We start from the raw sequence: 23,225 nt of genomic DNA, 5'->3' as shown, positions 1-23,225 counted from the left end.
CCGGCCGCGTTCCTATACTTCGTTTGTGCAGGAGACACCATGATCCCGATCGCCCTCGACCCACGGCTGACCTCGCTCGGCGTTGCCGGCAACGGCCCCCTGGCGCTGCGCCGCTACCGCGCGCTGCGGGCGGCGGGGGCCGAAGGCGCGCTGCTGTTCTCCGACGATCCCGCCGCCGAGGCGGTCGAGGCGGCGGGGGCGAATCTGCGCCGCGCCCTGCCGGACGAGGCGGCGCTGGCGGCGCTGCATGTGCTGTGGATCGTCGATCTGCCGGCCGAGGCAGCGGAAGCGCTGGCGGCGCGGGCGCGGGCGGCGCGCGTGCTGGTCAATGTCGAGGACGTGCTGCCCTTTTGCGATTTTCACTCGGTCGCCGAAATTCGCCGCGGCGACCTGCTGCTCACCATTTCCACCGCCGGCGCCGCCCCCGGGCTTGCCGGCGTGCTGCGGCGCGATCTCGAAACCCGGTTCGGCCCGGAATGGGCCGACCGCGTCGCGCGAATCCGCGCGCTGCGCCGCGGCTGGCAGCAGGAGGGCGTGACCATGCCCGAGGCCGCGCGGCGGATCGCCACTCTCGTCGAGGAAGAAGGCTGGCTCGCATGATCCGACATCCCGCATTCGCCCCCGGCAGCGTCTGGCTGGCCGGCGCCGGGCCCGGCGACCCCGCGCTGCTGACGCTGGCGGCGCTGCACGCGATCGAGACCGCCGACGTGATTCTGCATGACGCGCTGGTGCCGGGGGAAATCCTCGGCCTCGCCCCGGCGGCGACGCGGCTGGTGCCGGCGGGCAAGCGGGCCGGCGGCATCCACACGCCGCAGCTCTCGATCAACGAGGACCTGATCGCCCTCGCCCGGCAGGGGCTGCGGGTGCTGCGCCTGAAGGGCGGCGATCCGTTCGTGTTCGGCCGCGGCGGCGAGGAGTGCCTCGCCCTCGCCGCGGCGAGCATTCCCTTCCGGGTGATCCCCGGCATTTCCGCCGGCATCGGGGCGGCGAGTGCCGCGCACATGCCGATCACCCATCGCGGTGTCGCCCGCAGCGTGGCGTTCGCCACCGGCGAGGCCGGGCCGGCCGGCGGCGAGGTGGATTTCGCGGCACTCGGCCGCGCCGCCGACACGCTGGTGCTCTACATGGCGCGGCAGAATATCGGCCGCATCGCCGCCGCCCTGATCGAGGGCGGCCGCAGCCCGACCGATCCGCTGGCCTTCCTGCTCGACGCGACGACGCCGCGCGAGCGCATCGTCCACACCACGATCGGCGCCGCCGCCGCCATCGCCGCCACCCTGAAGCCGGCCGCCACCCTGGTGATCGTCGGCCCCGTCGCCGGAATCGGCGCGATGCTCGCGCCGCACCGCCCGGACGCCGAACCCTCGATCCGCTCCGCACAAGGTTGACATCATGACCCGCACCGCCGCCCTGCCCCGTTCCGCCCCCTTCGCGCCCGAGGACATCGCCGTTCTCGACAAGGTGATCGGCCGCGCCTCCAGCACGCAGCGCGCCTGGCTCGCCGGCTTCCTCGCCGGGATCGACGCCGCGAAGGGCGATGCCGCCCCGCCCGCCGCGCCGCCGGCGGCGAAGACGAAACTCACCATTCTGTTCGCCACCGAATCCGGCAATTCCGAGGCGCTGGCGAACGCCGCGAAGAAGGACGCGCAGAAGCGCGGCTTCGCCCCGCGGGTGCTGGACATGGCGGATATCGGCCCCGGCGCGCTGGCCGAGGCCGAGAACCTGCTGGTCATCGCCTCGACCTGGGGCGAGGGCGAGGCGCCGCAGCGCGCCGCCCCCTTCATGCGCGCCCTGCTGGCCGAGGACGCGCCGGCGCTGGAGGGTGTCACCTTCGCGGTGCTCGCGCTCGGCGATTCATCCTATGCGCAGTTCTGCGAGACCGGACGGCAGATCGACGCGAGGCTGGAAGCGCTCGGCGCCCGCCGCATCGCCCCCCGGCTCGACTGCGATCTCGACTACGAGGCACCGGCGGCGAGCTTCATCGACAGCCTGTTCACCGCGCTCGCGCCGCAGGCCGATGCCGGCTCGGTCATTCATGTCGATTTCCACCGCGCCGAGGGCGTCGAGATCAGCAAGGCCAACCCGTTCGAGGCGGAGGTGGCGGCGCTGCACCCGATCACCTCGTCGCGCTCGGAGAGCGAGACGCTGCATCTCGAACTCGACCTCACCGGCTCCGGCCTGAGCTACGAGCCGGGCGACACGCTGGGCATAGCCCCCACCAACGCCCCGGCGCTCGCCGATGCGATTCTCGGCGCGACCGGGCTTGCCGGCAATGCCGAGGCCCGCGAGACGCTGATCCGCGAGCGCGACATCACCACGCTGACCCCGAAGCTGATCGCCGACTATGCCGCGCTGACCGGCGAGGCGAAGCTTGCCGCCCTCGCCGCCGACGAAGCGGCCCGCGCCGCGTTCATCGCCGGGCGGCAGCCGGTCGACCTGTTCGAGGCGTTTCCGCACCGGCTCGATGCCGGCCAGCTCGCGGCCCTGCTGCGCAAGCTGCCGCCGCGCTATTATTCCATCGCCTCGTCGCAGAAGCTGGTGGGGGATGCGGCGCATCTCGCCATCGCCAAGGTGGCGTATGAAAGTGCGGGCCGCGCGCGGCTCGGCGTCGCCTCCGGCATGGTCGCCGAGCGGCTGCGCGAGGGCGACACGCTGCCGGTCCATATCAAGGCGAACCCGCATTTCCGGCTGCCGGAAGATACCGCGACGCCGATCGTGATGATCGGCGCCGGCACCGGCATCGCCCCCTACCGCGCCTTCCTGCAGGAGCGCGAGGCGATGGGGGCGGCCGGGCGGAGCTGGCTGATCTTCGGCCATCGCCGCTTCACCCATGATTTCCTCTATCAGCTCGAAATCCAGGACTGGCTGAAGAGCGGCGTGCTGAACGAGATCGACCTCGCCTTCTCGCGCGACCAGCCGCAGAAGCGCTACGTGCAGCATGTGCTGTGGGAGCGGCGCGAGGCGCTGCAGGACCGGCTCGCCGAGGGGGCGACGCTCTATCTCTGCGGTGACGCCAAGGCGATGGCCCGCGATGTCGATGCGACGCTCGTGCGCATCCTCGGCGGCGAGGACGCGGCGAAGGGCCAGGCCGCACTCGATGCGCTGATCGGCGCCGGGCGCTACAAGAAGGACGTCTATTGATGAGCGAACAGGTTCAGGAGCGCGCGGCGGCGACGCTCGACATGCTGCGCGCGGCGCTTCATGCCCATCACGGCAGGATCGCGCTGGTCTCCTCCTTCGGCACCGAATCCGCCGTGCTGCTCGACATGGTGGCGCGGATCGACCGGGCGCTGCCGGTGATGTTTCTCGATACCGGCAAGCTCTTCCCGGACACGATCGCCTATCGCAACGCGCTGATCGCCCGCCTGCGGCTGCACGATGTCCGCACCATCCGCCCGGACCCCGCGCATCTCGCCGAGCTGGACCCGGAGGGCGCGCTGTTCGGGCGCGACCCCGACCTGTGCTGCACCATCCGCAAGACCATGCCGCTGGACGCCGCACTTGAAGGGTTCGAGGCGTGGATTTCCGGCCGCAAGCGCACCCAGTCCGACCAGCGGGCGCGCATTCTGCCGATCGAGACCGGGCCGGACGGGCGGACCATCGTCAACCCGCTGCATGACTGGGAGCGCACCGATATCGACGCCTATTTCGCCGCCCGGCGCCTGCCGCGCCACCCGCTCGAATCCGAGGGGTTCCCCTCGATCGGCTGTGCGACCTGCACCCGCCGCGTGCGCCCCGGCGAGCCGCCGCGCGCCGGCCGCTGGAGCGGCACCAGCAAGACCGAATGCGGCATCTTCCTCGACCGCGCCGGCCAGGCCGCCTGACCCGACAACGCTAACAGAAAGAGCCCACCATGGCGGATCGTGACGTCATTCAACTCTCCCGCAACGAGGACATCAAGGCGCGGAGCGATTTTCTCCGCGGCACGCTGGTCGAGGAACTCGGCCAGCAGGCGCTCGGCGGCCTCACCGAGGATGGCGGCCAGCTGGTCAAGTTCCACGGCATGTATGTCCAGGACGACCGCGACCTCCGCCCCGAGCGGGCGAAGCGCAAGCTCGACCGCGCCTATTCGTTCATGGCCCGGCTGCGAATTCCGGCCGGCGTGCTGACGCCGCGGCAGTATCTGGCACTCGACCGCATCGCCGATGAGCGGGCCAACGGCACCATCCGGGTGACGACGCGGCAGACCGTGCAGTTCCACGGCATCATCAAGTCGAACGTGCGCGCAGCGCTCCAGGCGATCGACGCCGCCCTGCTCGACACGATCGCGGCCTGCGGCGATGTGAACCGCAACGTGATTTCCACCGCCAACCCCTATCTCTCCCGCGCCCATGCCGAGGCGGCGGAGGCGGCGCGGGTACTTTCGGCGCATTTCCTGCCGCGCACCGGCGCCTGGCGCGAGGTGTTCATCGGCGATGAGCGGGTGCTCGGCGGCGAGCCCGAGGCCGAGCCGATCTATGGCGCGACCTACCTGCCCCGCAAGTTCAAGATCGCCATCGCGGTGCCGCCCTCGAACGATGTCGACGTTTTCGCGCACGACCTGTCCTATATCGCGATCGTCGAGAACGGGGTGATCGCGGGATACAACGTCGTGGTCGGCGGCGGCATGGGGGCGACGCATGGCGAGACGGAAACCTATCCGCGGGTGGGCGACGTGATCGGCTATTGCCCGGCGGATCGGCTGATCGAGTCGGCCGAGGCGGTGCTGACGACCCAGCGCGATTTCGGCGACCGCACCAACCGCAAGCACGCGCGGCTGAAATACACGATCGACACCCACGGGCTCGACTGGTTCCGCGCCGAGGTCGACCGCCGGATGAGCGCGCCGCTGGAGCCCGCACGCGCCTTCACTTTCGAGGGCAATCACGACCGGCTCGGCTGGAGCACCGACGCCGAGGGCCACCATCACTTAACGCTGCACATCGTCAACGGCCGCATCGCCGACCGGAGCGATGCGCGCCTGAAATCCGCCCTCGCCGCCATCGCCGCATTGCCCGGCTTCATCGATACCGGCGCGCTGGTGATGACCACCAACCAGAACATCATCATCGCCCGCGCGAACGACGCCGAGCGCGCCGCGATCGACGCGATTCTGGCGGAGCATGGGGTGAGCCAGGACGTCTCGCGCCTCGCGGAAGGGGCGATGGCCTGCGTCGCGCTGCCGACCTGCGGCCTCGCTCTCGCCGAGAGCGAGCGCTACCTGCCGACGCTGGTCGGGAAGATCGACGGGATTCTCGCCGATCACGGGCTCGCGGAGCAGAAGATCACCATTCGCATGACCGGCTGCCCCAATGGCTGCGCCCGGCCCTATATCGCCGAGATCGGGCTGGTCGGCCGCAACCCCGGCAAATACAACCTGATGCTCGGCGGTGCTGCCGACGGCGCGCGGCTCAACACGGTCTATCGCGAGAATGCCGGCGAGGCGGAAATCCTCGCCGCGCTGGAGCCGGTCATCGCCGCTTATGCCAGGGACCGGCTGCCGGGCGAGGGGTTTGGCGACTACACGCGGCGGGCGGGAATCGTCTGAGCTTCCCTCGGCTGCATCGCAATGAAAAAACCTGGCCGGAGGCTGCTCCGGCCAGGTCGAATTCATGGTGATCGGCGCGGAGTGGTTATTTCACCACGCAGACGCCAAACTTGTCCGGCGTGCCGGCCGGATGAAGCGGGGTCGAAAGTTTCACCGTTCCGAAATCGCTGCCCGGATCGGTGGGAAACGCCGTCTTGCCGGCGGGGAAGCAGTTCGACGCCATCAGATAGGCCATGACATCGGCATATTCCGCCGGTTTGAGCGAGCCGGGATCGTTGAACGGCATGTTCTGCGTGACGATCGTGTTCAGGATCGAGGCGGAATAGCCGTTCTTGGTCGCGGTGGTCAGGAAGTCCTTGCCGGCGATCGCCGGAGCGGCGACGCCCTGGAGGTTGGCGCCGTGGCAGCTCGCGCAATGCGCGGAATACACCGCCTTGCCCGCCGTGGCCTGCGCCATGGTGTAGGACACGGCGCCGTCGCTGCTGGTGGCGGAGACGCGGATCAGCCGGGCGGCCGGCGCCTTCGCGACCGGGGCCGCGGCGGGGCGGATCATCGCCTGCGACGCGGCGTGATGGGTCGCCTTGGCGGCGCAGAGATGCTGCACCATCGCGGCAACGGGCGTGTAGAGCACGAGCATGGAACCTTCCTTCCTGACCATGGCGGCACCGCCGGTGGCGATGGGGGTGCTGCCGAGCTTCACGGCCCGCCATACCAGCCAGCCCTGCGACATGCCATAGCCCGGCGCGCGCGGCGCAGCGCAACCGTTCTCGACCGGGGCGCCGGACGGCACGCCGAGCCCGGTATTGGCCATGGCGCCGAGCATGCCGCCAAAGACGTCATGCGCGCCGGGGCGGCCTTCGGCCATCGCCAGCGTCTGCAACGCCTGCGACACGTCGACCTCGTAAGCGCCGAGGCCGCGCGCGTTGGTGGCGTCCTGCAGGCTCGCGACGGAGGATTGCAGGTTGACCAGAACGCCGTGCAGCATCGGCACGAAGGGCGGCGAGGCGCGGCGGTCGAGCAGGGTGTTGACCTCGCCGATCGCCCCGGCCGGATCGCCGGGCAGGCCGGCGGCGGCGTCATAGGCCTCGTCCTTGTTGCCGACAAGCAGGTTGATCGCGCGATGCGCGGCCGTCTTGTAGCGGGCGGGGCCGTTGGTCGCGTCGTTCTCGGCGGTCATGATCGTGCTGACGGCGGAACGGATATTCGCCAGCACCGCCGCCGCGCGCGCCTTGTCGGAGGTGGGTGCCGCGGCATGGGCGCAAGGCAGAGCGAGGGCGGCAAATGCCGCCCCCGCGATGATCAGGCTACGCGCAAAACCAGTCGCTGACATTACTTCGCCAGCGCAAACATGGTCAGCATGGTGCCCTTGTTGGTCTTCGGCATGGTCGGCAGCATCTGGTTGCCAGCCTGGCCGGACGCGACCGCGACGTATTCCGTGTTGCCCTGGGTGAAGGCAACCGGCGGCGCGATGATCGGGGAGCCGGTGTCATAGCTCCACAGCTTCTTGCCGGAGGTCGCGTCATAGGCGTTGAAGTCGCCATTCTCGAGACCGGTGAAGACAACGCCGGTCGAGGTCGAGAGGGCGCCGCCCGCCATCGGCAGCTTGGAATTGTCGCGCCACGCGAAGACGCCGGTGTTCACGTCGATCGCGTTGAACTGCCCGGTGTTCGGCCCGACGAATTTCGGGAACGCGCCACCGAGGTAGAACTGACCGGCGATGTAGACCACCTTCTTCGTCGACCGCCAGAAGCCGCACTCGTTCGAGCTCGGCAGGTAGATCATGTTGGTCTTCGGATCGTAGCTGCCGCCGTTGTATTCGACACCGCCATTGGTGTTCGGGCAGGCCACGTTGCCCTTCAGCGACGGCGGCAGGTTGAGGTGATACTGCATGCTGACCGCGAGGTGGTTCACCACCTGGCCGGTCTGCGAGTTCAGCAGCCAGAAATTGCCGGCCTTGTCGCCATCGGCCACCAGCGGCATTTCCTGCCCGTTCACCTTGCCGTTGAACAGGATCGGCGGCATCACCGGATCCCAGTCATGCGTGTCGTGCGGGATGAACTGGTGGGCCCAGACCATCTTCGGCTTCGCACCCGAGATGTTGATCGCCAGCAGGCTGTCCGAATAGAGGTTGGCACCCTTGCGCGCCGGGCCGTTGAAGTCCGGCTGCGGGTTGCCGGCATTGGCGTAGAGCATGCCGGTCTTGGGGTTGAGCGCCATCATCGTCCACACGGCGCCGCCGCCGCGCTTCCACGAATCGCCGCTCCAGGACTTGTTGCCCTTCTGGCCCGGCCCGGGGATGGTTTCGTATTTCCACTCGACCTTGCCGGTGGTCGGGTTGATCGCCTGGATCGTGCCGATTCCACCCCAGTCGCCGTTGGAGATGCCGAGCAGCAGCACGGTCTTGCCGGTCTTGGGGTTGGTGTAGGGCAGCGGCTGCATCGTGTAGAACGAGTTCGCGGTGTCGGAGACCTCGACCTTGTCAAACACCTTCTTGCCGGTGGTCGCGTTCAGCGCGATCAGGTGACCATCGAGGGTCGCGAGATAGGCCTTGCCATCGAGCAGGGTGACGCCGCGGTTGGCGGCGAAGGAGATGACATGGGGGTTGTCGGAGAACTGCCACTTCAGCTTGCCGGTCTTCACGTCGACCGCATAGACGTGGTCATGCGCCGAGGTGATGTAGGCGGTGCCGTTCCAGATCACCGGGGCCGCCTCGATCGGGCCGTTGTCGGACACCTGGAAGGTCCAGACCGGCTTCAGCTTGGAGACGTTGTCCGGCGTGATCTCGCCGATATCGACATAGCGGTTGTTGTCGTAGTTCTTCGCGCCGAGAATCCAGGTCGAGTTGCTGGCGGCGGTGTTGGCGTAGTCCTTCGGAGTCGGCGTGGTGTTGGAAATGGCGCCCGCGTGGGCAACCCCGGCAATGCCGGCGACGAGAGCGGCGGCGGCAACGCCGCCGACGAGGCCGCGGCCTCCCTTTATCCGATTCGACTTCATATTCGTTTCCCCTGTTGAAAATGAGGCTGCGTGCCGGGACGCGCTGGCGCACCCGCGACTGCGTGATAACGCTATCATAAGATGTGAAACGATCAAGCTTTCGTGTCTGTTTGGCGACACGCTGTTCCCAAACGGAGCAACGCCGCCACGCGCCGGCGGCTTTCCCCGCCGGGAAATGGCGATATAGTCGGCCCATGCCAGACCTGATCGACCAGCTTGCGGCAGCACTCGGGCCGGGCGGCGTGCTCGTCGCCGCCGACGAGATCGCCCCTTACGGCGCCGACTGGCGCGGCCTGTTCAGCAACGCGCCGCGCGCCGTGCTGCGCCCGCGCGACGCCGCGGGCGTTGCCGCCGCCCTTCGGCTCTGCGCGGAGGCCGGCGTGCCCGTGGTGCCGCAGGGGGGGAACACGTCGATGGTCGCGGGCGCGGTGCCGGCCACGGCGGGGCGGGAGATGGTGCTCTCGCTCGCGCGGATGAACGCGGTGCGCGCCCTCGACCCCGCGGGGCTGACCATCGAGCTTGAGGCCGGCGTGCCGCTGCGCGCCGCCCAGGAGGCCGCGCGCGCCGCCGGCGCGCTGCTGCCGCTCTCGATCGGCTCGGAGGGATCGGCGACGATCGGCGGGGTGATCTCGACCAATGCCGGCGGCAACAATACGCTGCGCTTCGGCAATGCGCGCGACCTCGTGCTCGGCCTCGAAGTGGTGCTGGCGGACGGCACGGTGTGGAACGGGCTGCGCCGGCTGCGCAAGGACAATACCGGCTACGCGCTGCGCCAGCTCTTCGCCGGCGCCGAGGGCACGCTCGGCATCGTCACCGCCGCCGTGCTGCGCCTAGCGCGGGCGCCGCGCCAGTATCAGACCTGCTTCTGCGCCCTCGACAGCGTGGCCGCCGTGCTCGACCTGTTCGCCCGCTTCCGCGACGAGGACGAGGCTGCACTCTACGCCTTCGAATACATCTCCGGCGCCGCCATGGCGGTGAACGCGGCGCACATGCCCGATTTCCGCCTGCCGCTCGCGGCCCCGGCGGCGCATTACGTCCTGCTCGAACTCGCCAGCACGCGGCGCGGCGACAGGCTGCGCGAGACGGTGGAGGCCGTGCTGGCCGACGCGCTGGAGGATGGCGTGATCGGCGATGCGGCGATCGCCGAATCGCAGGGGCAGCGCGCCGCCTTCTGGGCGCTGCGCGAGCATCTCTCCGAATCGCAGCGCCGCGCCGGCGCCTCGGTGAAGAACGACGTCTCGGTGCCGGTCGCCGCCGTGCCCGCCCTGCTGGAGCGCGCCGAGGCCATGCTCGCCGCCCGCCACCGGGGCGCGCGCATGGTCGCGTTCGGGCATATCGGCGACGGCAACATCCATCTCAACGCGCTGCAGCCCGAAGGGGCCGACCCCGCCGCCTTCATGGCCGGCGCCGAGGCGCTGATGGAGGATGTCAACGCCATCGTCATGGAGCTGGACGGCAGCTTCTCGGCCGAGCACGGCATCGGCCTGGTCAAGACCGGGGCCTTCGCCCACTGGCGCGCCGCCCCCGAGCGCGAGATCATGCGCCGCATCCGCACCGCACTCGACCCGGCGGCGACGCTCAACCCCGGCAAGCTGTTCTGACCTGAAGTCGTCGGCCCGCCCGCTCAGAACCGGTAGCGCGCGCGCATGCCGATCACGAAATTCCGCCCCGGCGCCGGCTCGTAATAGGTGGCGTTGCTCGCCGCGATCACCACGGCGCCGACATAGGTGCGGTTGAACAGGTTGTTGATCCGGGCGAACTCGTTGAAGCGGATCGGCCCGAAATCCTCGCGGAACCCGGCGGCGAGCCCGGCGGTGAAATACCCCGCCGCATAGGCCGAGTTCTGCGAATCGACATACATCCGGCTCTGCCACTGGCCGTTCGCCTGGGCATAGAACCCGCTCGCCGGATCATGCCAGTCGATCTCGCCATAGACGCGCTGGTCGGGCACGCCGGGCAGCGCCTTGCCGGCGAACTGGTTGGCGAGGAAATGCGCCTTCAGCAGCGAATATGAGCCGTACAGCTCGAGATGATGCGGCAGATGCGTGTCGATGCTGAGATCGACGCCGTTGCGCGCCGTCTGCCCCTGGTTCGAATAGGCGGTCCGCGCATCCTTCGAGGAGGAGACCTCGATCTCGTTGTTGGTGTGGATGTGGAAGACAGCGAGCTGGAGATAGGTCGCCGCCCCGATCAGGCTCTTGATCCCGGCCTCGAAATTCTGGCTGCTGGTGGGGCGCAGCGCGGAATTGAAGCCCGCCTGGCCATTGGGCAGGTAGGCGAGCTGGTCGAGCGTCGGCGTTTCGAATCCCTCGCCATAGTCGGCGTAGAGATTGGTCGTCGGCGTCAGGTGATAGGTCGCGCCGGCGACGAAGCTGGTATTGCCGTAACTGACCGAGCCGGAATCGTTGGTCAGCGCGCTGGTCACGTAATTGTCGGTCACGCTGAAATAGTCGTTGCTGTGGCGAAGACCGACGACGAGCGTCGCGCGGCTGGTCACGTGTGCGTTGAGCTGCGCGTATTCGGCGACGTTGCGCGCCACATCCTGCTCGTTGCGGCGCAGCGCGCCGATCGCGCCGTAATCGTTGACATAGCCCTTGCGGTGCTGCTGCTCGTAGCCGAAATCGACCCCGCTCACGAGGGTGACGGGAATGCCGGCCACCCGGTCCTTGTGGGTCAGGGAGGCATCGATCCCGCCGGACTTGCGGGCGAGATCGACCACGCCGCCGCCGGATGCGGCGAAACTGCCGGTGAAGGGCAGGAACTGCAGCACCGAATGCGTCGCCTCGTAGACGACGACGCGCATGGCGTTATGCGCGTTGAACCGATGGTTGAAGACGAGACCGAATTGCAGATGGCGCAGCACCTTGCGGGTGCCGAATGCTTCGGTGTTGGTTCCCGCCTGGGTCGGATCGGCGTGATACTGCGCCGCGGTCAGCCCGCCGGGGTCTTCGGAATAGGGTTCGTTCAGACCGTCGACCAGCAGCGTGTAGCTGGTGTCCGGGTTCACCTGCACGCGGAACTTGCCGTAGAATTGCTGGCGCCGGGCGGCGCTGTGCTGGCGATAGCCGCCGGTGTAGAAATCCGACGCGTTCATCATGTAGTTGAACGAGCCGCCGCGCCCGAAGCCCGCCGTGCCGCCATAGCTCGCGCCGACGCGCCAGCCGCCATAGGAGGCGGCGGTGATGCCGCCGCTCACCGTTGGCCGCGCCGGGCCATCCTTGCTGAACACCTGGATCACGCCGCCCGAGGCATTGCCGTAGAGCACCGAGAAGGGGCCGGTCAGCACCTCGATCCGGTTGATGTCGCCAAGGTCGATCACCTCGGAATCGGTCGTCCCGTCCGGCCCGGTCAGCGTCATGCCATCGACGAGGATGCGGATGTTGCGCACGCCGAACGGCGTCTGCGCGCCGAAGCCGCGCGAGGTGATGCGCAGCCCCTGCGCGTAGTCCTGCCGGTTCTGCACATCGATGCCGGGCACGCGGTTCAGCGTCTCGCTGAGGTTTTCCTCCTCGTTGGCGAGGCTGACCTGATGGCCGGAGACACTGTAGATCGACACCGGAACATCGAAGCTCGGCTCCGGCGTGCGGGTCGCGCTCACCACGATCCTGCGGATCGCGATCTCGCCCGGCGAAGGCACGATCAGCGGTTTTGCCACCTGACCGAACGCCGGGGCGGCGAACGCCGTGCCCCCGAGGAGGGACACGGCGAGCAGGCGGAGCCGGCGGGACATCAGTACACGACGACGCTGCGGATGCTCTCGCCCTTGCGCATCAGCTCGAAGCCTTCGTTGATCTGCTCGAAGGGCAGCACATGGGTGATCAGATCGTCGATATTGATCTTGCCGTTCATGTACCAGTCGACGATTTTCGGCACGTCGGTGCGGCCGCGCGCGCCGCCGAACGCGGTGCCGCGCCAGTTGCGCCCGGTCACCAGCTGGAACGGGCGGGTGGAGATTTCCTGCCCCGCGCCGGCGACGCCGATGATGATCGAGGTGCCCCAGCCGCGATGGCAGCATTCCAGCGCCTGGCGCATCACCTTCACGTTGCCGATGCACTCGAAGGAATAGTCGGCGCCGCCATCGGTGAGGTTGACGAGATAGGGGACGAGATCCTCGCCGATCTCGGCCGGGTTGACGAAATGCGTCATGCCGAATTTCTCGGCCATCGGCTTGCGGGCGTTGTTGAGATCGACGCCGACGATCATGTTCGCCCCGGCGAGCCGCGCGCCCTGGATCACGTTCAGGCCGATGCCGCCGAGACCGAAGACGACGACATTGTCGCCCGGCTGCACCTTGGCGGTGTTGATCACGGCGCCGATGCCCGTCGTGACGCCGCAGCCGATATAGCAGATCTTGTCGAAGGGGGCGTCCTCGCGCACCTTGGCCACCGCGATTTCCGGCAGCACGGTGTAGTTGGCGAAGGTCGAGCAGCCCATGTAGTGCATCACCGGCTCGCCATCGCAGGAGAAGCGCGAGGTGCCATCCGGCATCACGCCCTTGCCCTGGGTCGCGCGGATCGCGGTGCAGAGATTGGTCTTGCGCGAGAGGCAGGATTTGCACTGCCGGCATTCCGGCGTGTAGAGCGGAATCACGTGATCGCCCTTCTTCACGCTGGTCACGCCGGGGCCGACATCGACCACGACACCCGCCCCCTCATGGCCGAAAATGGCTGGAAACAGCCCTTCGGGGTCCGCGCCCGAAAGCGTGTATTCGTCCGTGTGGCAGATGCCGGTGGCCTTGACCTCGACCAGAACCTCGCCCGCCTTCGGTCCTTCCAGGCGGACCGTGCCGAGTTCGAGCTTTTCACCGGCTTTCCACGCAATCGCGGCGCGAACGTCCATCGTATCTATCCTCCTGTGAGCGTAAGCCGGCCGGATGCGTTCACCCGGCCGGGCAATGGATGCCGTCCTGGCGGGTGCGACCCGCCGGGCGATCAGGCCGCGAGCTTGCCGTTCGCCTTCGCGACATGGGTCGCGATGGCGTCCATCAGCGGCGGCGACAGGCAGTCATACGGCTCGAGGCCGAGTTCCTTCAAGCGCGCGCGGATGGCGCCCATCTCGGCCGGCGGCGTGCCCTGCTCGATCACCGAGGAGACGAAGGCGGCGAATTCCGGCGCCGACCAGCCCTGGTCGGACGACAGCTCGGTATGCACGAAATCGAGCCCGTAGAACGGATGGTCCTTGTTCTCGATGCGGCCGAACATGTGCACGCCGCATTCGCGGCAGGCATGGCGCTGGATGACCGCGTTGTGATCGACGATATGCAGCTTGTTGCCGTTCTCGACGACGTGAACCTTGTCCCGCGGCACGACGGCGACGATCGAGAATTTCGCGCCTGCCGGCTTCCAGCATTTGGAACAGCCGCAGGCGTGGTTGTGCGCGGTCTGCGAATCGATCCGCACCACCACCTGGTGGCTCGGGCAGTGGCAGCGCAGCGTGCCGCCGGCGAAGCCGGACGAGCCCGGCCTGATGCCGTTATCGATGGACGGATGCAGCGAGATGGCCATGTTTCTGACTCCCTATCTTGGTTGGATCATCCTTAAGCCGATCAGACGACGCCATCCGGGCGGACGGCGCTCCGGTATCGCGAGCCCGCACTCGGGCCGCTCCCGGATCGAGGCCGGACACCCGCGAGATCAGTCGTCCGGTTTCGCGCCTGTTCCTGAAACTCACCCGGGACTTTCAGGAACAGGACAGCGTGTCGGGGTGCGGGACCGCGCCCCGCCCCCTCACTCCTTGGGCGCGCCGGTGCCGACGGCGCCCACCGCGCGGGCCTTCACATATTCGTAGATCACGCGGATCTGGTGCGGGGTGAAGAACCCGGCCCAGCTCGGCATGCCCTTCGCCTTCACCCCGGTCATCGCGACATTGGTGAAGCCGGCCTCGGTCATGCCGTTGTTGAGCGACGCCCGCAGATTGGGCGCGTAGGAGCCGCCCACGGCATCCTCGCCATGGCAGCGGAAGCAGTAGGAGTTGAACAGCTCGTAGCCGCGGAAGACATCCTTGGTCACCTTGTCGGTGCCGGGCTGGAAGATCGGGAAATCGACCTTCACGGTCTTGCCGTTGACCTTGTAGCTGTAGGTCTTGCCGGCGGCGGCGGGCGCGCTCGCGGCCTTCGCGCCCTTGAGGCTGAGAATCCAGGAGACGATCTCCTTGGTGTCGGCTTCCGAGAGCTGCGGGTGGGCGGGCATCGGGATCTTGCCCCAGGTGCCGACATGCCCCTTGCGGATCGCGTTCACCAGCGTGTCCTCGGCGCCGGACTGGCCGGCGAATTTCTGCGCCACCGCGTCGAAAGCGGGGCCGACGACCTTCTGGTTGATCGCGTGGCAGGAGAAACAGTCGCTCCCCTTGGCGAGCTGCTCGCCCTTCGGCATCGCGCCGGCGCCGCCTGCGGCGAAGGCGGCGGCGCTCAGCAACCCGGCGCCGGCGGCGGCGATCACGCTCGCGCCAATGAATGATGAAATCGAACTCTTGGTCATGCGTATCACTTTCTCATGCTTCGGATCGTGGCGCGGCCGGGTTCAGCCGTTGGAATAATTGTAATGACGCGGGTTGGGCAGCAGTCCGACGTTGAATTTCGCGAGCGTCGCGGCGATCTCGGCCTTGTGGGTGGCGATCACCTTGTCGAGTTCGGCGCGCAGCGCGGTGTCGCCCTTCCGCACGCCCATCGACATCGCGTAGGAATAATGCACCGCCGGCAGACCCGGGCCGTATTCCTCCGACGGCACCCGGCGCAGTTGCAGATCGGGGTAGTCCTTCATGAAGGCGCCGATCGCCGGCTCCCAGGTCACCATCACGCCGACCTTGCCATCCTGCACCGCCTGGAGCAGTTCGCGCGGCGAGGCGGCGGGATTGCCGGCGACGTGGAACACCACGGCGTTGCGGATCAGGCCGAGAATCTTGACCGCGGTCTCCGGCGTGGTTTCCGCCTCGAACCCGATCCTGACCGAATGCATCGAGACCGAGCGCATCGAGCGGATATGCAGGTGCTTGTCCTTGCGGGTCACGAACACGTAGGAGGAGCGGTAATAGGGCTTGGTGGCCAGTTCCTCGTTGTCGCCGGTTGGCAGGTTCATGATGACGTCGCATTTGTGCGCGTCGAGATTGAGGGCGAGGAAGTTCGAGAAGCCGCCATGCGCGCGGTAGCTCGCCCAGGTGTATTCGAGCTTGCGGCCCATCGCCCGGGCGACGAGTTCGGCGATCTTGTTCTCGAAGCCCTCGCCGGCGCGGTTCGAGTAGGGCAGGTAGCCCGGATCGGCGCAGACGCGCAGCACGTGAGCGCTCGCGGCGGGGCTGGTCTTGGAGGGCTGAGCGGTTGTGCTGGCCGCGGCGCTGCCCTCGGGGGTGGCGGCGAGGAAGGCGGCACAGCCCGCGAACATCATCCAGCGGATCATCGACGATTTCATGGGTTTCACTCCGTCAGCGTGGCCGGCCGGATATCGGGCCGGTTCCTGTCGTTGCAGGCACCCGCCGCGCGTGGCGGCGCTCGGGCGGGCAAGGCAGAAAAAGCTCCAGCCCGGGCAGGGGAGCGACCCGGGCTGGATGGTCAAGACGCGCCTCAGTTCGCGCTGGCCACTTTCGAGGGCAGCGAGAACACCATCAGCGTGCCGCCAAGGTTGGTGTAGTCGGTCAGCGTGGCGTTCAGACCCACGGCGCCGAGACCGGCGGAGGATTTGTGCAGGTTGTCCGCCATGCCGATCGCGGCCCAGCCGCCGACACCGCTCAGCACCGCCACATACTGCTTGCCGTCATGCATGTAGGTGATCGGGTTGCCGATGATGCCGGACGGCGTCTTGAACTGGTAGAGGATCTTGCCGGTGTTGATGTCCACCGCGCGGAACATCCCCTTCAGCGTGCCGTAGAACGCGACATTGCCCGCCGTGGTCAGCGCGCCGCCCCAATCCTGGAACATGTCGTGGATCTGCCACTTGGTCTTGCCGGTCATCGGGTCATAGGCGATGAAGCGGCCGCGATAGCCGCCCGGCCCCGGGATCATGTTCACGATGGCGCCGACGAACGGGAAGCCGGACTTGTACTTCACGTTGAACGCCTGGTAGCTCATGCACAGGTGGTTCAGCGGCGCGTAGAACAGGCCGGTCTTCGGATCGTAGGAAACCGGCTGCTCGTCCTTGTCGCCCTGCGACGAGGGGCAGATGTCCTTCACGTTCTTGCCCGCCTCGGTCATCTTGGCGGGATCGACGATCGGCTCGTTGGTCTTGGGGTTGATCCCGGTCGCCCAGTTCACCGAGGGGTCGTATTTGTGGATCGCGATCGGGCTGCCGTTCGCGCGGTTCATGACATAGCTGAAGCCGTTGCGGTCGAAATGCACCAGCGCCGGGACTTCCTTGCCGTGATCCTTGACGTTGACGAGAACCATCTCGTTCACGCCGTCATAGTCCCAGCCGTCATGCGGGGTCATCTGGTAGACCCACTTGACCTTGCCGGTCTCGGGGTTGCGGGCCCAGATGGTCATCGACCAGCGGTTCTTGCCGGGGCGCTGGCTCGGGTTCCAGGTGCCGGGATTGCCCGACCCGTAATAGATCAGGTTCAGCTTCGGATCGTAGGAATACCAGCCCCAGGTGGTGCCGCCGCCCACTTTCCACTCGTCGCCCTGCCAGGTCTTGGTGCTGGAATGCGGGCCGACGGGCTTGCCGGTCGCGCCGTCGATCGTGGTGGCCGGATCGATCAGCGTGTCCTTCGACGGGCCTTCGCTGTAGCCGCGCCAGACCATCTTGCCGGTGTGGATGTTGTAGGCGGTGATGTAGCCGCGCACGCCGTATTCACCGCCGGCGATGCCGATGATGACATTGTTGCCGACGACCATCGGCGCGCCGGTCATGGTCTGGCCCGCGGTCGGATGCCCGTTATCGGCCGACCACACGACCTTGCCGGTCTTGGCGTCGAGCGCATAGAGGCGGGCGTCGAGCGCGTCGATGAAGACCATGCCATCGGCATAGGCCGGACCGCGGTTGACGACGTCGCAGCAGGCGACCGGCGGCGCGTTCGTGTTGCGCGGCGGGGTGTATTTCCAGGCGATCTGGTCGGGATGATCCAGATTGATGGCGTAGACGTAGTTCGGATAGGACGTCTCGTAATACATCATGTTGCCGACGACGATCGGCTGGCCTTCGAGGCCGCGATCCGTCCCGGTCGACATCGTCCACGCGACCTGCAGGTTCTTCGCGTTCTTCGCGTTGATCTGGTCAAGCGTGCTGTAGCGCCAGTTATTGTAGGTGCCGGTTGGCATCACCCAGTCATTGGCGTTCTTCTGCATCTGCAGCAGCGACTCATTGGCGCTGCCCGACGTGGCCGCCTGCGCCGAAAGCACAAGCGCCCCTGCCCCCAGAATGCCGAAACTGGCCGCCAGCAGCGACCGCTTCAGCGATTTCGTCCCAAGTCTTGTCATTACGCTCCCTCCAAATGCGCGCCGGCGCCACATGACGACGGCTGCGGACGTTTGACGCGTTACCGGATTCCCCCGGCTGGCATGAGCATAGGCAATTCGCGTGCCAATCGTGCCGGCCGCGCCGGGGCGGCACAAATCCGGAGGTTGTGGTTCCGCCGCCGGCGGATCGCGGCAAATCGGGGTGACAATGTGTAATTTGTGTGGAACACTCTGTCTCGCGTTGTCGTCACACGACGAGCCGGCACAAGACCGGCATGCGGAACGGCGGCGGATACGGTCAGGGGAGCGACCAGAAGATGACCGACGTGAAACATGGGCAGGTGCATGCCGCGATGGCGCCGCCCGGCCGGGATTTCCGGCACGAGGACTATATCGAGGCGGCATGGCGGCGGTGCCGCGACGAGTACGGGCTGAACCCGGAGGCGCCGCCGGCGGCGGTGCATGTCGGCGGGGCGGCGCTGTGCCACATCCGCGAGGAACACGCGCTGTTCGAGCGGCTCGGCCGGGTCGAGATGCACCGGCTGCTCGGGCAGATCGGCCAGCAGACCGGAACGTCCGCCACACCATCGCGCTACGTGCTGATGCTGACCGACGCCGAGGGCACCGTGCTCGACGTCTTTACCGACAGCGCCAATGCCGCCCGCGCGCAGGCGGCGAACATGGTGCCCGGCTTCCTGTGGGACGAGCCGCATGCCGGGGTGAACGGCCCTGGCACCTCGCTGCACGACCGGCGCTCGCGCGTTGTTCATCGCGACGAGCATTTCTTCACCTGCAACAACAACATGACCTGCTCGGCGGTGCCGGTCTGGGGGGCGAATGGCCGGCTGCTCGGCGCGATCGACGCCACCTGCCTCGATTGCGATGACAGCCGCGCCGCCCAGGTGCCCACCATCGCCCTGGTCAGCATGTCCGCCCGCATCATCGAGCAGCTGCATTTCACCAACAGTTTCCGCGACTGCATGATCATGCGCTTTCACGAGCGCCCCGAACTCGTCGGCCTGCCCTATGACTCGCTGCTCGCCGTCGACGGGGACGGGCTGATCCGGGCGGTGGACAATTCGGTGCCCGCCATGCTCGGCGCCAGCGGGCACGAGACGCTGGTTGGCCGCAGCGTCGCCGAGGTGTTCGACATCTCGCTCGACCGGCTGATGGAACACGCCGAAACCCAGCCTTTCGCCATCTGGCCGATCGCCCATGGCGACGACCGGCACGGCTTCGCCAGCGTCTGGCCGGCGAAACGCGCCCGCGCGCGCCTTGCCGCCGGCGCCACCGCCTCGCGCCGCGCGCTGGGGGTGGTGGAACCGCGCACCGCACGGAAACTGCCCGCCATGACCCGGCCGCGCCGCGACACCCCGCCCTCGCTCGCCGCCCTCGCCGGCGCCGACCCGGCGATGGCGCACAATGTCTGGCGCGCCGAGCGGGTGATGAACCGCGACATCAACATTCTTCTCCTCGGCGAAACCGGCACCGGCAAGGACACGTTCGCCCGCGCCATCCACAACGCCAGCGGCCGCAGCGGCGCGCCCTTCGTCGCCATGAGCTGCGCCGCGATCCCCGAGCAGCTGATCGAGAGCGAGCTGTTCGGCTACGAGGCCGGCGCCTTCACCGGCGCGCGGCCCGGCGGGGCGCGCGGCAAGGCGGTGGCGGCGCATGGCGGCACCCTCTTTCTCGACGAGATCGGCGACATGCCGCTCGCCATCCAGGCGCGGCTGCTGCGCCTGCTCGAGGAGCGCGAGATCGTCCCGCTCGGCAGCACGACGCCGATCAATGTCGATATCAGGGTGATCAGCGCCACCCACCGCGACCTGGAGGCGATGGTCGCGCGCGGCGCGTTCCGCATGGATCTGTATTACCGGCTCAACGGCGTCGCCCTCACCATGCCGGGGCTGCGCGGACGGGCCGACCGGCAACAGCTGATCGAGACGATCTGCGCCGAGGAAAGCGAGGACGGCGCGGTCACCATCGCCCCCGCCGCGATGGCGGCGATGACCGCCTATGACTGGCCGGGCAATATCCGCGAACTGCGCAACACGCTGCGCACCGCCCTCGCCTTCGCCGATTCCGGCCGGATCGAGGTGCATCACCTCCCGCATGTGATCGCCGAGCGGCTCGACGCCGCCGCAGCGGCACCGCCGCCGGCTGCGCCCAGCCCCGACCCCGAACGCGCGCGGATCGTCGCGGCGCTCGACGAGCATCACTGGCGCATCGGCACCACCGCCGCCAGCCTCGGCATGAGCCGCAACACGCTCTACCGCAAGCTGCACCGCTTCGGCCTGATGAACGAGCCGAAGTGACGCGCCGCCCGGTCGCCTATCTCGCCGGGCCGGACCTGTTCCTGCCCGGCGCCGCCGCGCATGCCGCGCGCAGGATCGCCATCGCGGCGCGGCATGGCATCGAGGCGCTCGCTCCGCTCGACGCGCCGGCCCCGGAATGCCGGCCGGGCGAGGCACTGTGGCAGGCGATCTTCCGCCAGGATGTGGCGATGATGGAGGCCAGCGACATCGTCATCGCCCATCTCACCCCGTTTCGCGGCGCCTCGGCCGATGCCGGCACGCTGGTCGAGCTGGGCTGGTTCCTCGGCCGCCGCCGCCCCTGTTTCGGCTATTCCAACGCCGCCACCCCGTTCGCCGCCCGCAGCCGCATGCAGGTCGCGGCCCAGCCCGATCCGCTGCCTGGCACCGCGATCGAGGATTTCGGCCTGGGCGACAACCTGATGATGATCGGCGCGCTGGAAGGCGGGCTGCTCACCCCGCCGGACGGGCAGGATCTGCCGTTCGACTCGCTCGCGACGTTCGAACGCTGTGTTGCGCGGGCGGCAGCGTTTCTTGCGGGCAGGTCGCCGCCAGGCTGAGCATCGCCGACGCCGGCGCGGTCAGCTTGCGATGGAGCAGCCGGGCGAGGCCGCGCGCCACCAGCAGGCTGTGGAAATACTGGCAGGGCTGCGCCAGGTGATCCTCGCTGTTGTAGAAATCGGCGCGCGGATAGCGGCTGCGGTTGGCGAGTTCGAGGAACCGCCCGCCATGGCGCAGATAGACGGCGCGGATGGCGCGCAGATCGGCCTCCGGCAGGCGCACATCGCGGAAATCGGTGGGCAGCCCGCCGATCACGATCACCCCCCGCGCCGTCGCGGCAGTGACGAACCGGGCGATCAGCACCGCGCCATAGCCGCGGCGGATCTCCCGCGCCGACGGCTCGACCCGATGCAGCCCGGCGAGGAAAGACCGGTCGGCGGTGGCGAGCGAGGTGCCGATCTCGTCGCCCTCCGCATCCTCCTCGCGGGCGAGGCGGGCGCGCAGATGGCCAAGCCCCGCCGCCCGCGCCGCCATCTCGGCCAGCGCCTCCAGCCCGTCCGGCATGGTGTTGTCGAAGGCCGCCCCCAGAATCCGCCCCGGCGGCAGCCGCCAGAGCAGCGCGCGGTCGTGACGGAACAGCATGGCGCCATCGACATCCATCCGGTTGGCCGCGCGGCTGACGACGTATTGCTGCACCTCCATCGGCAGGTAGGCGATGTCGCCGCGATGCAGCAGGGGTAGCCAGCGGCGAAACAGATCGTCGAGCCCGATGCCGACGGCGATGCCGCCGTTCTCGCATCGCACCCCCAGCATCGCCCCCATCACCCGGCAGGAATGCGAATAGGGCCCGTTCGAGCCGGCGAGGATCACCAGCTTCGGCGAAGGCAGCGCCGCGCCGCGGGCGAGTTTCTCGCGCATCTCCAGCCGCAGCAGGCCGAGCGAGAGCGGACGGTCGAGCAGAAAGGCGAAGGAAGCGAGGTAGAGCGCGAGCGAGGCGATGGCGCAGAGAAGCAGACGGCGCATCAGAACTGGAAATAGATGAAGGGCCGCGCATAGGGCGCGAAGATCAGCGCCTGCGCGGTGAAGGCGAAGCCGGCGATGAGCGCCGCGTTGCGGCCGCGCGCGCCGAGCGCGTGGATATCGGGCGACAGCAGCATGATCCCCCAGGCGAGGCCGATCAGCGCCGCCGCCTGCACCACGCTCATCGTCCGCGCCGCGCCGAGCCAGGGCAGCACCGCGACGGGCTGGGCGATCGCGCCGAGCGCGGGAATCGCGGCGATGATCTGGCGCGGCAGCAGCACCCCGCCGGCGCCGGCGAGACCGCGCAGCATGATCCGGCAGGCCGCAAGGCTTTCGGCGCGGAACGGCACCCAGGCCAGCAGCACGGCGAGCAGCGTCAGCCCCTGCGCCGCCAACCGGGGCAGACGCGTCCCTAACCGCCGCCACTGGTGATGGATCACGAGATAAAGCCCGTGCAGCCCGCCCCACAGCATGAACGACCACGCGGCGCCATGCCAAAGCCCGCCGAGCAGCATGGTGATCATCAGGTTGAGGTTGCGCCGCGCCTCGCCACAGCGGTTGCCGCCGAGCGGGATGTAGAGATAGTCGCGCAGGAAGCAGGACAGGGTGATGTTCCAGCGCCGCCAGAAATCCGAGATGTCGCGCGCCTGGCAGGGGCTGCGGAAATTCAGCGGAAAGCCGATGCCGATCATCCGGGCGAGGCCGATCGCCATGTCCGAATAGCCGGAGAAGTCGAAATAGATCTGCGCGCCATAGGCGAGCAGCGCCAGCCACGCCTCGACGAGCGAGAGCGAATGCCCCGCCGCCGCCGCCGCGAACCCCGGATCGGCGAAGCGGGCGAGGCTGTCGGCCAGCACCAGCTTCTTGCCGAGGCCGAGGAGGAAGATTTCGATGCCGGCCACGAGGTCGTCATGCCGCAGCCGGCCGCGATGGCGGGCGAATTGCGGGATGATCTCGCCCGGGCGGACGATCGGCCCGGCGATCAGATGCGCGAAGAAGGCGACGAAACAGGCATAGTCGAGAAAGCCGCAGGCGGGCACCTCGCCGCGCGCGGTATCGACCAGATACATCACCTGCTGGAAGGTGAAGAAGCTGATGCCGAGCGGCAGCAGGATGACGATCGCCGGCGCGGGCAGGCCGAGCAGCGCCGCGCCCGTCGCCGCCAGCAGCCCGGCATATTTGAACCAGCCGAGCAGCAGAAGATTCGCCGCGAGCCCGCCAATGAGCCAGCGACGCGGCCGGGGCGAGCGCCGCATCGCCGCCGCCAGCGCGTAATTGCCGAGGATCGATCCGGCCAGCAGCGGCAGCAGCAGCGGCTTCCACCAGCCGTAGAACACGAGGCTCGCCAGCAGCAGCAGGCCGAGCGCCGCTCGCGCCCCGGCAATCCGCCCGGCAAGGGCAAAGCTGGCCAGAAACACCGGCAGAAACCCGAAGACGAAAGGAGCCGCGTTGAAAAGCACGATTAAAATACTCGCTTAGGTTGAAAATA

18 protein-coding genes are annotated in these 23,225 nt (G+C 68.3%); 8 read left to right on the top strand and 10 right to left on the bottom strand.

The features are described from left to right. Positions 1 to 39: 39 nt before the first annotated feature. Genes ACIDOCELLA78_RS000000104515 through ACIDOCELLA78_RS000000104495 form a run of 5 tightly spaced genes read left to right on the top strand, consistent with a single transcriptional unit; the run spans position 40 to position 5,527 of the window. Positions 40 to 600: a bifunctional precorrin-2 dehydrogenase/sirohydrochlorin ferrochelatase gene (locus tag ACIDOCELLA78_RS000000104515; protein ID WP_201728568.1), complete on the top strand. Its 561-nt coding sequence runs from the start codon at positions 40 to 42 to the stop codon at positions 598 to 600. Next, complete coding sequence (cobA, locus tag ACIDOCELLA78_RS000000104510) at positions 597 to 1,388, top strand: uroporphyrinogen-III C-methyltransferase (protein WP_201728567.1); 792 nt, start codon at positions 597 to 599, stop codon at positions 1,386 to 1,388. The genes ACIDOCELLA78_RS000000104515 and cobA overlap by 4 nt, the downstream gene beginning before the upstream one ends. A gap of 4 nt (positions 1,389 to 1,392) precedes the next feature. Further along, entirely contained in the window at positions 1,393 to 3,141 is a 1,749-nt protein-coding gene (locus tag ACIDOCELLA78_RS000000104505; RefSeq protein ID WP_201728566.1) for a sulfite reductase flavoprotein subunit alpha, read from the top strand. Further along, the gene (locus tag ACIDOCELLA78_RS000000104500) at positions 3,141 to 3,824 is read left to right on the top strand and encodes a phosphoadenylyl-sulfate reductase (protein WP_201728565.1); all 684 of its coding nucleotides are present in this window, start codon (positions 3,141 to 3,143) and stop codon (positions 3,822 to 3,824) included. Before ACIDOCELLA78_RS000000104505 ends, ACIDOCELLA78_RS000000104500 begins: the two co-directional genes overlap by 1 nt. A gap of 29 nt (positions 3,825 to 3,853) precedes the next feature. After that, positions 3,854 to 5,527: an NADPH-dependent assimilatory sulfite reductase hemoprotein subunit gene (locus tag ACIDOCELLA78_RS000000104495; protein WP_201728564.1), complete on the top strand. Its 1,674-nt coding sequence runs from the start codon at positions 3,854 to 3,856 to the stop codon at positions 5,525 to 5,527. A gap of 85 nt (positions 5,528 to 5,612) precedes the next feature. Here the strand turns inward: ACIDOCELLA78_RS000000104495 and ACIDOCELLA78_RS000000104490 are convergent, their stop codons facing one another. Together ACIDOCELLA78_RS000000104490 and ACIDOCELLA78_RS000000104485 are read right to left on the bottom strand one after the other, a co-directional pair. Next, positions 5,613 to 6,857, bottom strand: coding sequence for a c-type cytochrome (locus ACIDOCELLA78_RS000000104490; protein WP_201728563.1), 1,245 nt, complete (start codon positions 6,855 to 6,857; stop codon positions 5,613 to 5,615). Beyond that, the gene (locus tag ACIDOCELLA78_RS000000104485) at positions 6,857 to 8,521 is read right to left on the bottom strand and encodes a PQQ-binding-like beta-propeller repeat protein (RefSeq protein ID WP_201728562.1); all 1,665 of its coding nucleotides are present in this window, start codon (positions 8,519 to 8,521) and stop codon (positions 6,857 to 6,859) included. The genes ACIDOCELLA78_RS000000104490 and ACIDOCELLA78_RS000000104485 overlap by 1 nt, the downstream gene beginning before the upstream one ends. A gap of 194 nt (positions 8,522 to 8,715) precedes the next feature. On the opposite strand from ACIDOCELLA78_RS000000104485, the gene ACIDOCELLA78_RS000000104480 reads away from it, so the two are divergent. Further along, the gene (locus tag ACIDOCELLA78_RS000000104480; RefSeq protein WP_201728561.1) at positions 8,716 to 10,122 is read left to right on the top strand and encodes an FAD-binding oxidoreductase; all 1,407 of its coding nucleotides are present in this window, start codon (positions 8,716 to 8,718) and stop codon (positions 10,120 to 10,122) included. A gap of 23 nt (positions 10,123 to 10,145) precedes the next feature. On the opposite strand, the gene ACIDOCELLA78_RS000000104475 is transcribed toward ACIDOCELLA78_RS000000104480, so the two are convergent. From ACIDOCELLA78_RS000000104475 to ACIDOCELLA78_RS000000104450, 6 genes are all read right to left on the bottom strand, one after another. Beyond that, positions 10,146 to 12,251, bottom strand: coding sequence for a TonB-dependent receptor (locus ACIDOCELLA78_RS000000104475; RefSeq protein ID WP_201728560.1), 2,106 nt, complete (start codon positions 12,249 to 12,251; stop codon positions 10,146 to 10,148). Beyond that, positions 12,251 to 13,360: an S-(hydroxymethyl)glutathione dehydrogenase/class III alcohol dehydrogenase gene (locus tag ACIDOCELLA78_RS000000104470; RefSeq protein ID WP_201728559.1), complete on the bottom strand. Its 1,110-nt coding sequence runs from the start codon at positions 13,358 to 13,360 to the stop codon at positions 12,251 to 12,253. The genes ACIDOCELLA78_RS000000104475 and ACIDOCELLA78_RS000000104470 overlap by 1 nt, the downstream gene beginning before the upstream one ends. A 92-nt stretch (positions 13,361 to 13,452) precedes the next feature. Next, entirely contained in the window at positions 13,453 to 14,025 is a 573-nt protein-coding gene (gfa, locus tag ACIDOCELLA78_RS000000104465; RefSeq protein WP_201728558.1) for an S-(hydroxymethyl)glutathione synthase, read from the bottom strand. A gap of 222 nt (positions 14,026 to 14,247) precedes the next feature. Further along, a complete protein-coding gene (locus ACIDOCELLA78_RS000000104460) occupies positions 14,248 to 14,997 on the bottom strand; it encodes a c-type cytochrome (protein WP_201728557.1) in 750 nt (249 codons plus the stop codon). 42 nt (positions 14,998 to 15,039) lie between these two features. Further along, positions 15,040 to 15,924 (bottom strand): quinoprotein dehydrogenase-associated putative ABC transporter substrate-binding protein, encoded by an 885-nt coding sequence (locus ACIDOCELLA78_RS000000104455; RefSeq protein ID WP_201728556.1) that lies wholly within the window; start codon positions 15,922 to 15,924, stop codon positions 15,040 to 15,042. Positions 15,925 to 16,076: 152 nt separating this feature from the next. Beyond that, positions 16,077 to 17,924: a methanol/ethanol family PQQ-dependent dehydrogenase gene (locus ACIDOCELLA78_RS000000104450; protein WP_249675729.1), complete on the bottom strand. Its 1,848-nt coding sequence runs from the start codon at positions 17,922 to 17,924 to the stop codon at positions 16,077 to 16,079. A gap of 296 nt (positions 17,925 to 18,220) precedes the next feature. On the opposite strand from ACIDOCELLA78_RS000000104450, the gene ACIDOCELLA78_RS000000104445 reads away from it, so the two are divergent. Further along, entirely contained in the window at positions 18,221 to 20,218 is a 1,998-nt protein-coding gene (locus ACIDOCELLA78_RS000000104445; RefSeq protein WP_201728555.1) for a sigma-54-dependent Fis family transcriptional regulator, read from the top strand. Then, complete coding sequence (locus ACIDOCELLA78_RS000000104440; RefSeq protein ID WP_201728554.1) at positions 20,215 to 20,775, top strand: nucleoside 2-deoxyribosyltransferase; 561 nt, start codon at positions 20,215 to 20,217, stop codon at positions 20,773 to 20,775. The genes ACIDOCELLA78_RS000000104445 and ACIDOCELLA78_RS000000104440 overlap by 4 nt, the downstream gene beginning before the upstream one ends. On the opposite strand, the gene ACIDOCELLA78_RS000000104435 is transcribed toward ACIDOCELLA78_RS000000104440, so the two are convergent. Then, on the bottom strand, positions 20,669 to 21,739 hold the full coding sequence (locus ACIDOCELLA78_RS000000104435) for a hypothetical protein (RefSeq protein ID WP_201728553.1): 1,071 nt from the start codon (positions 21,737 to 21,739) through the stop codon (positions 20,669 to 20,671). The two genes, ACIDOCELLA78_RS000000104440 and ACIDOCELLA78_RS000000104435, sit on opposite strands and share 107 nt — an antisense overlap. Further along, a complete protein-coding gene (locus tag ACIDOCELLA78_RS000000104430; RefSeq protein ID WP_201728552.1) occupies positions 21,739 to 23,196 on the bottom strand; it encodes an MBOAT family protein in 1,458 nt (485 codons plus the stop codon). The genes ACIDOCELLA78_RS000000104435 and ACIDOCELLA78_RS000000104430 overlap by 1 nt, the downstream gene beginning before the upstream one ends. Between the last annotated feature and the right edge of the window lie 29 nt (positions 23,197 to 23,225).

The sequence above is a fragment of the Acidocella sp. C78 genome, assembly GCF_907164655.1.
This window is presented reverse-complemented; position numbering and strand designations above follow the sequence as displayed.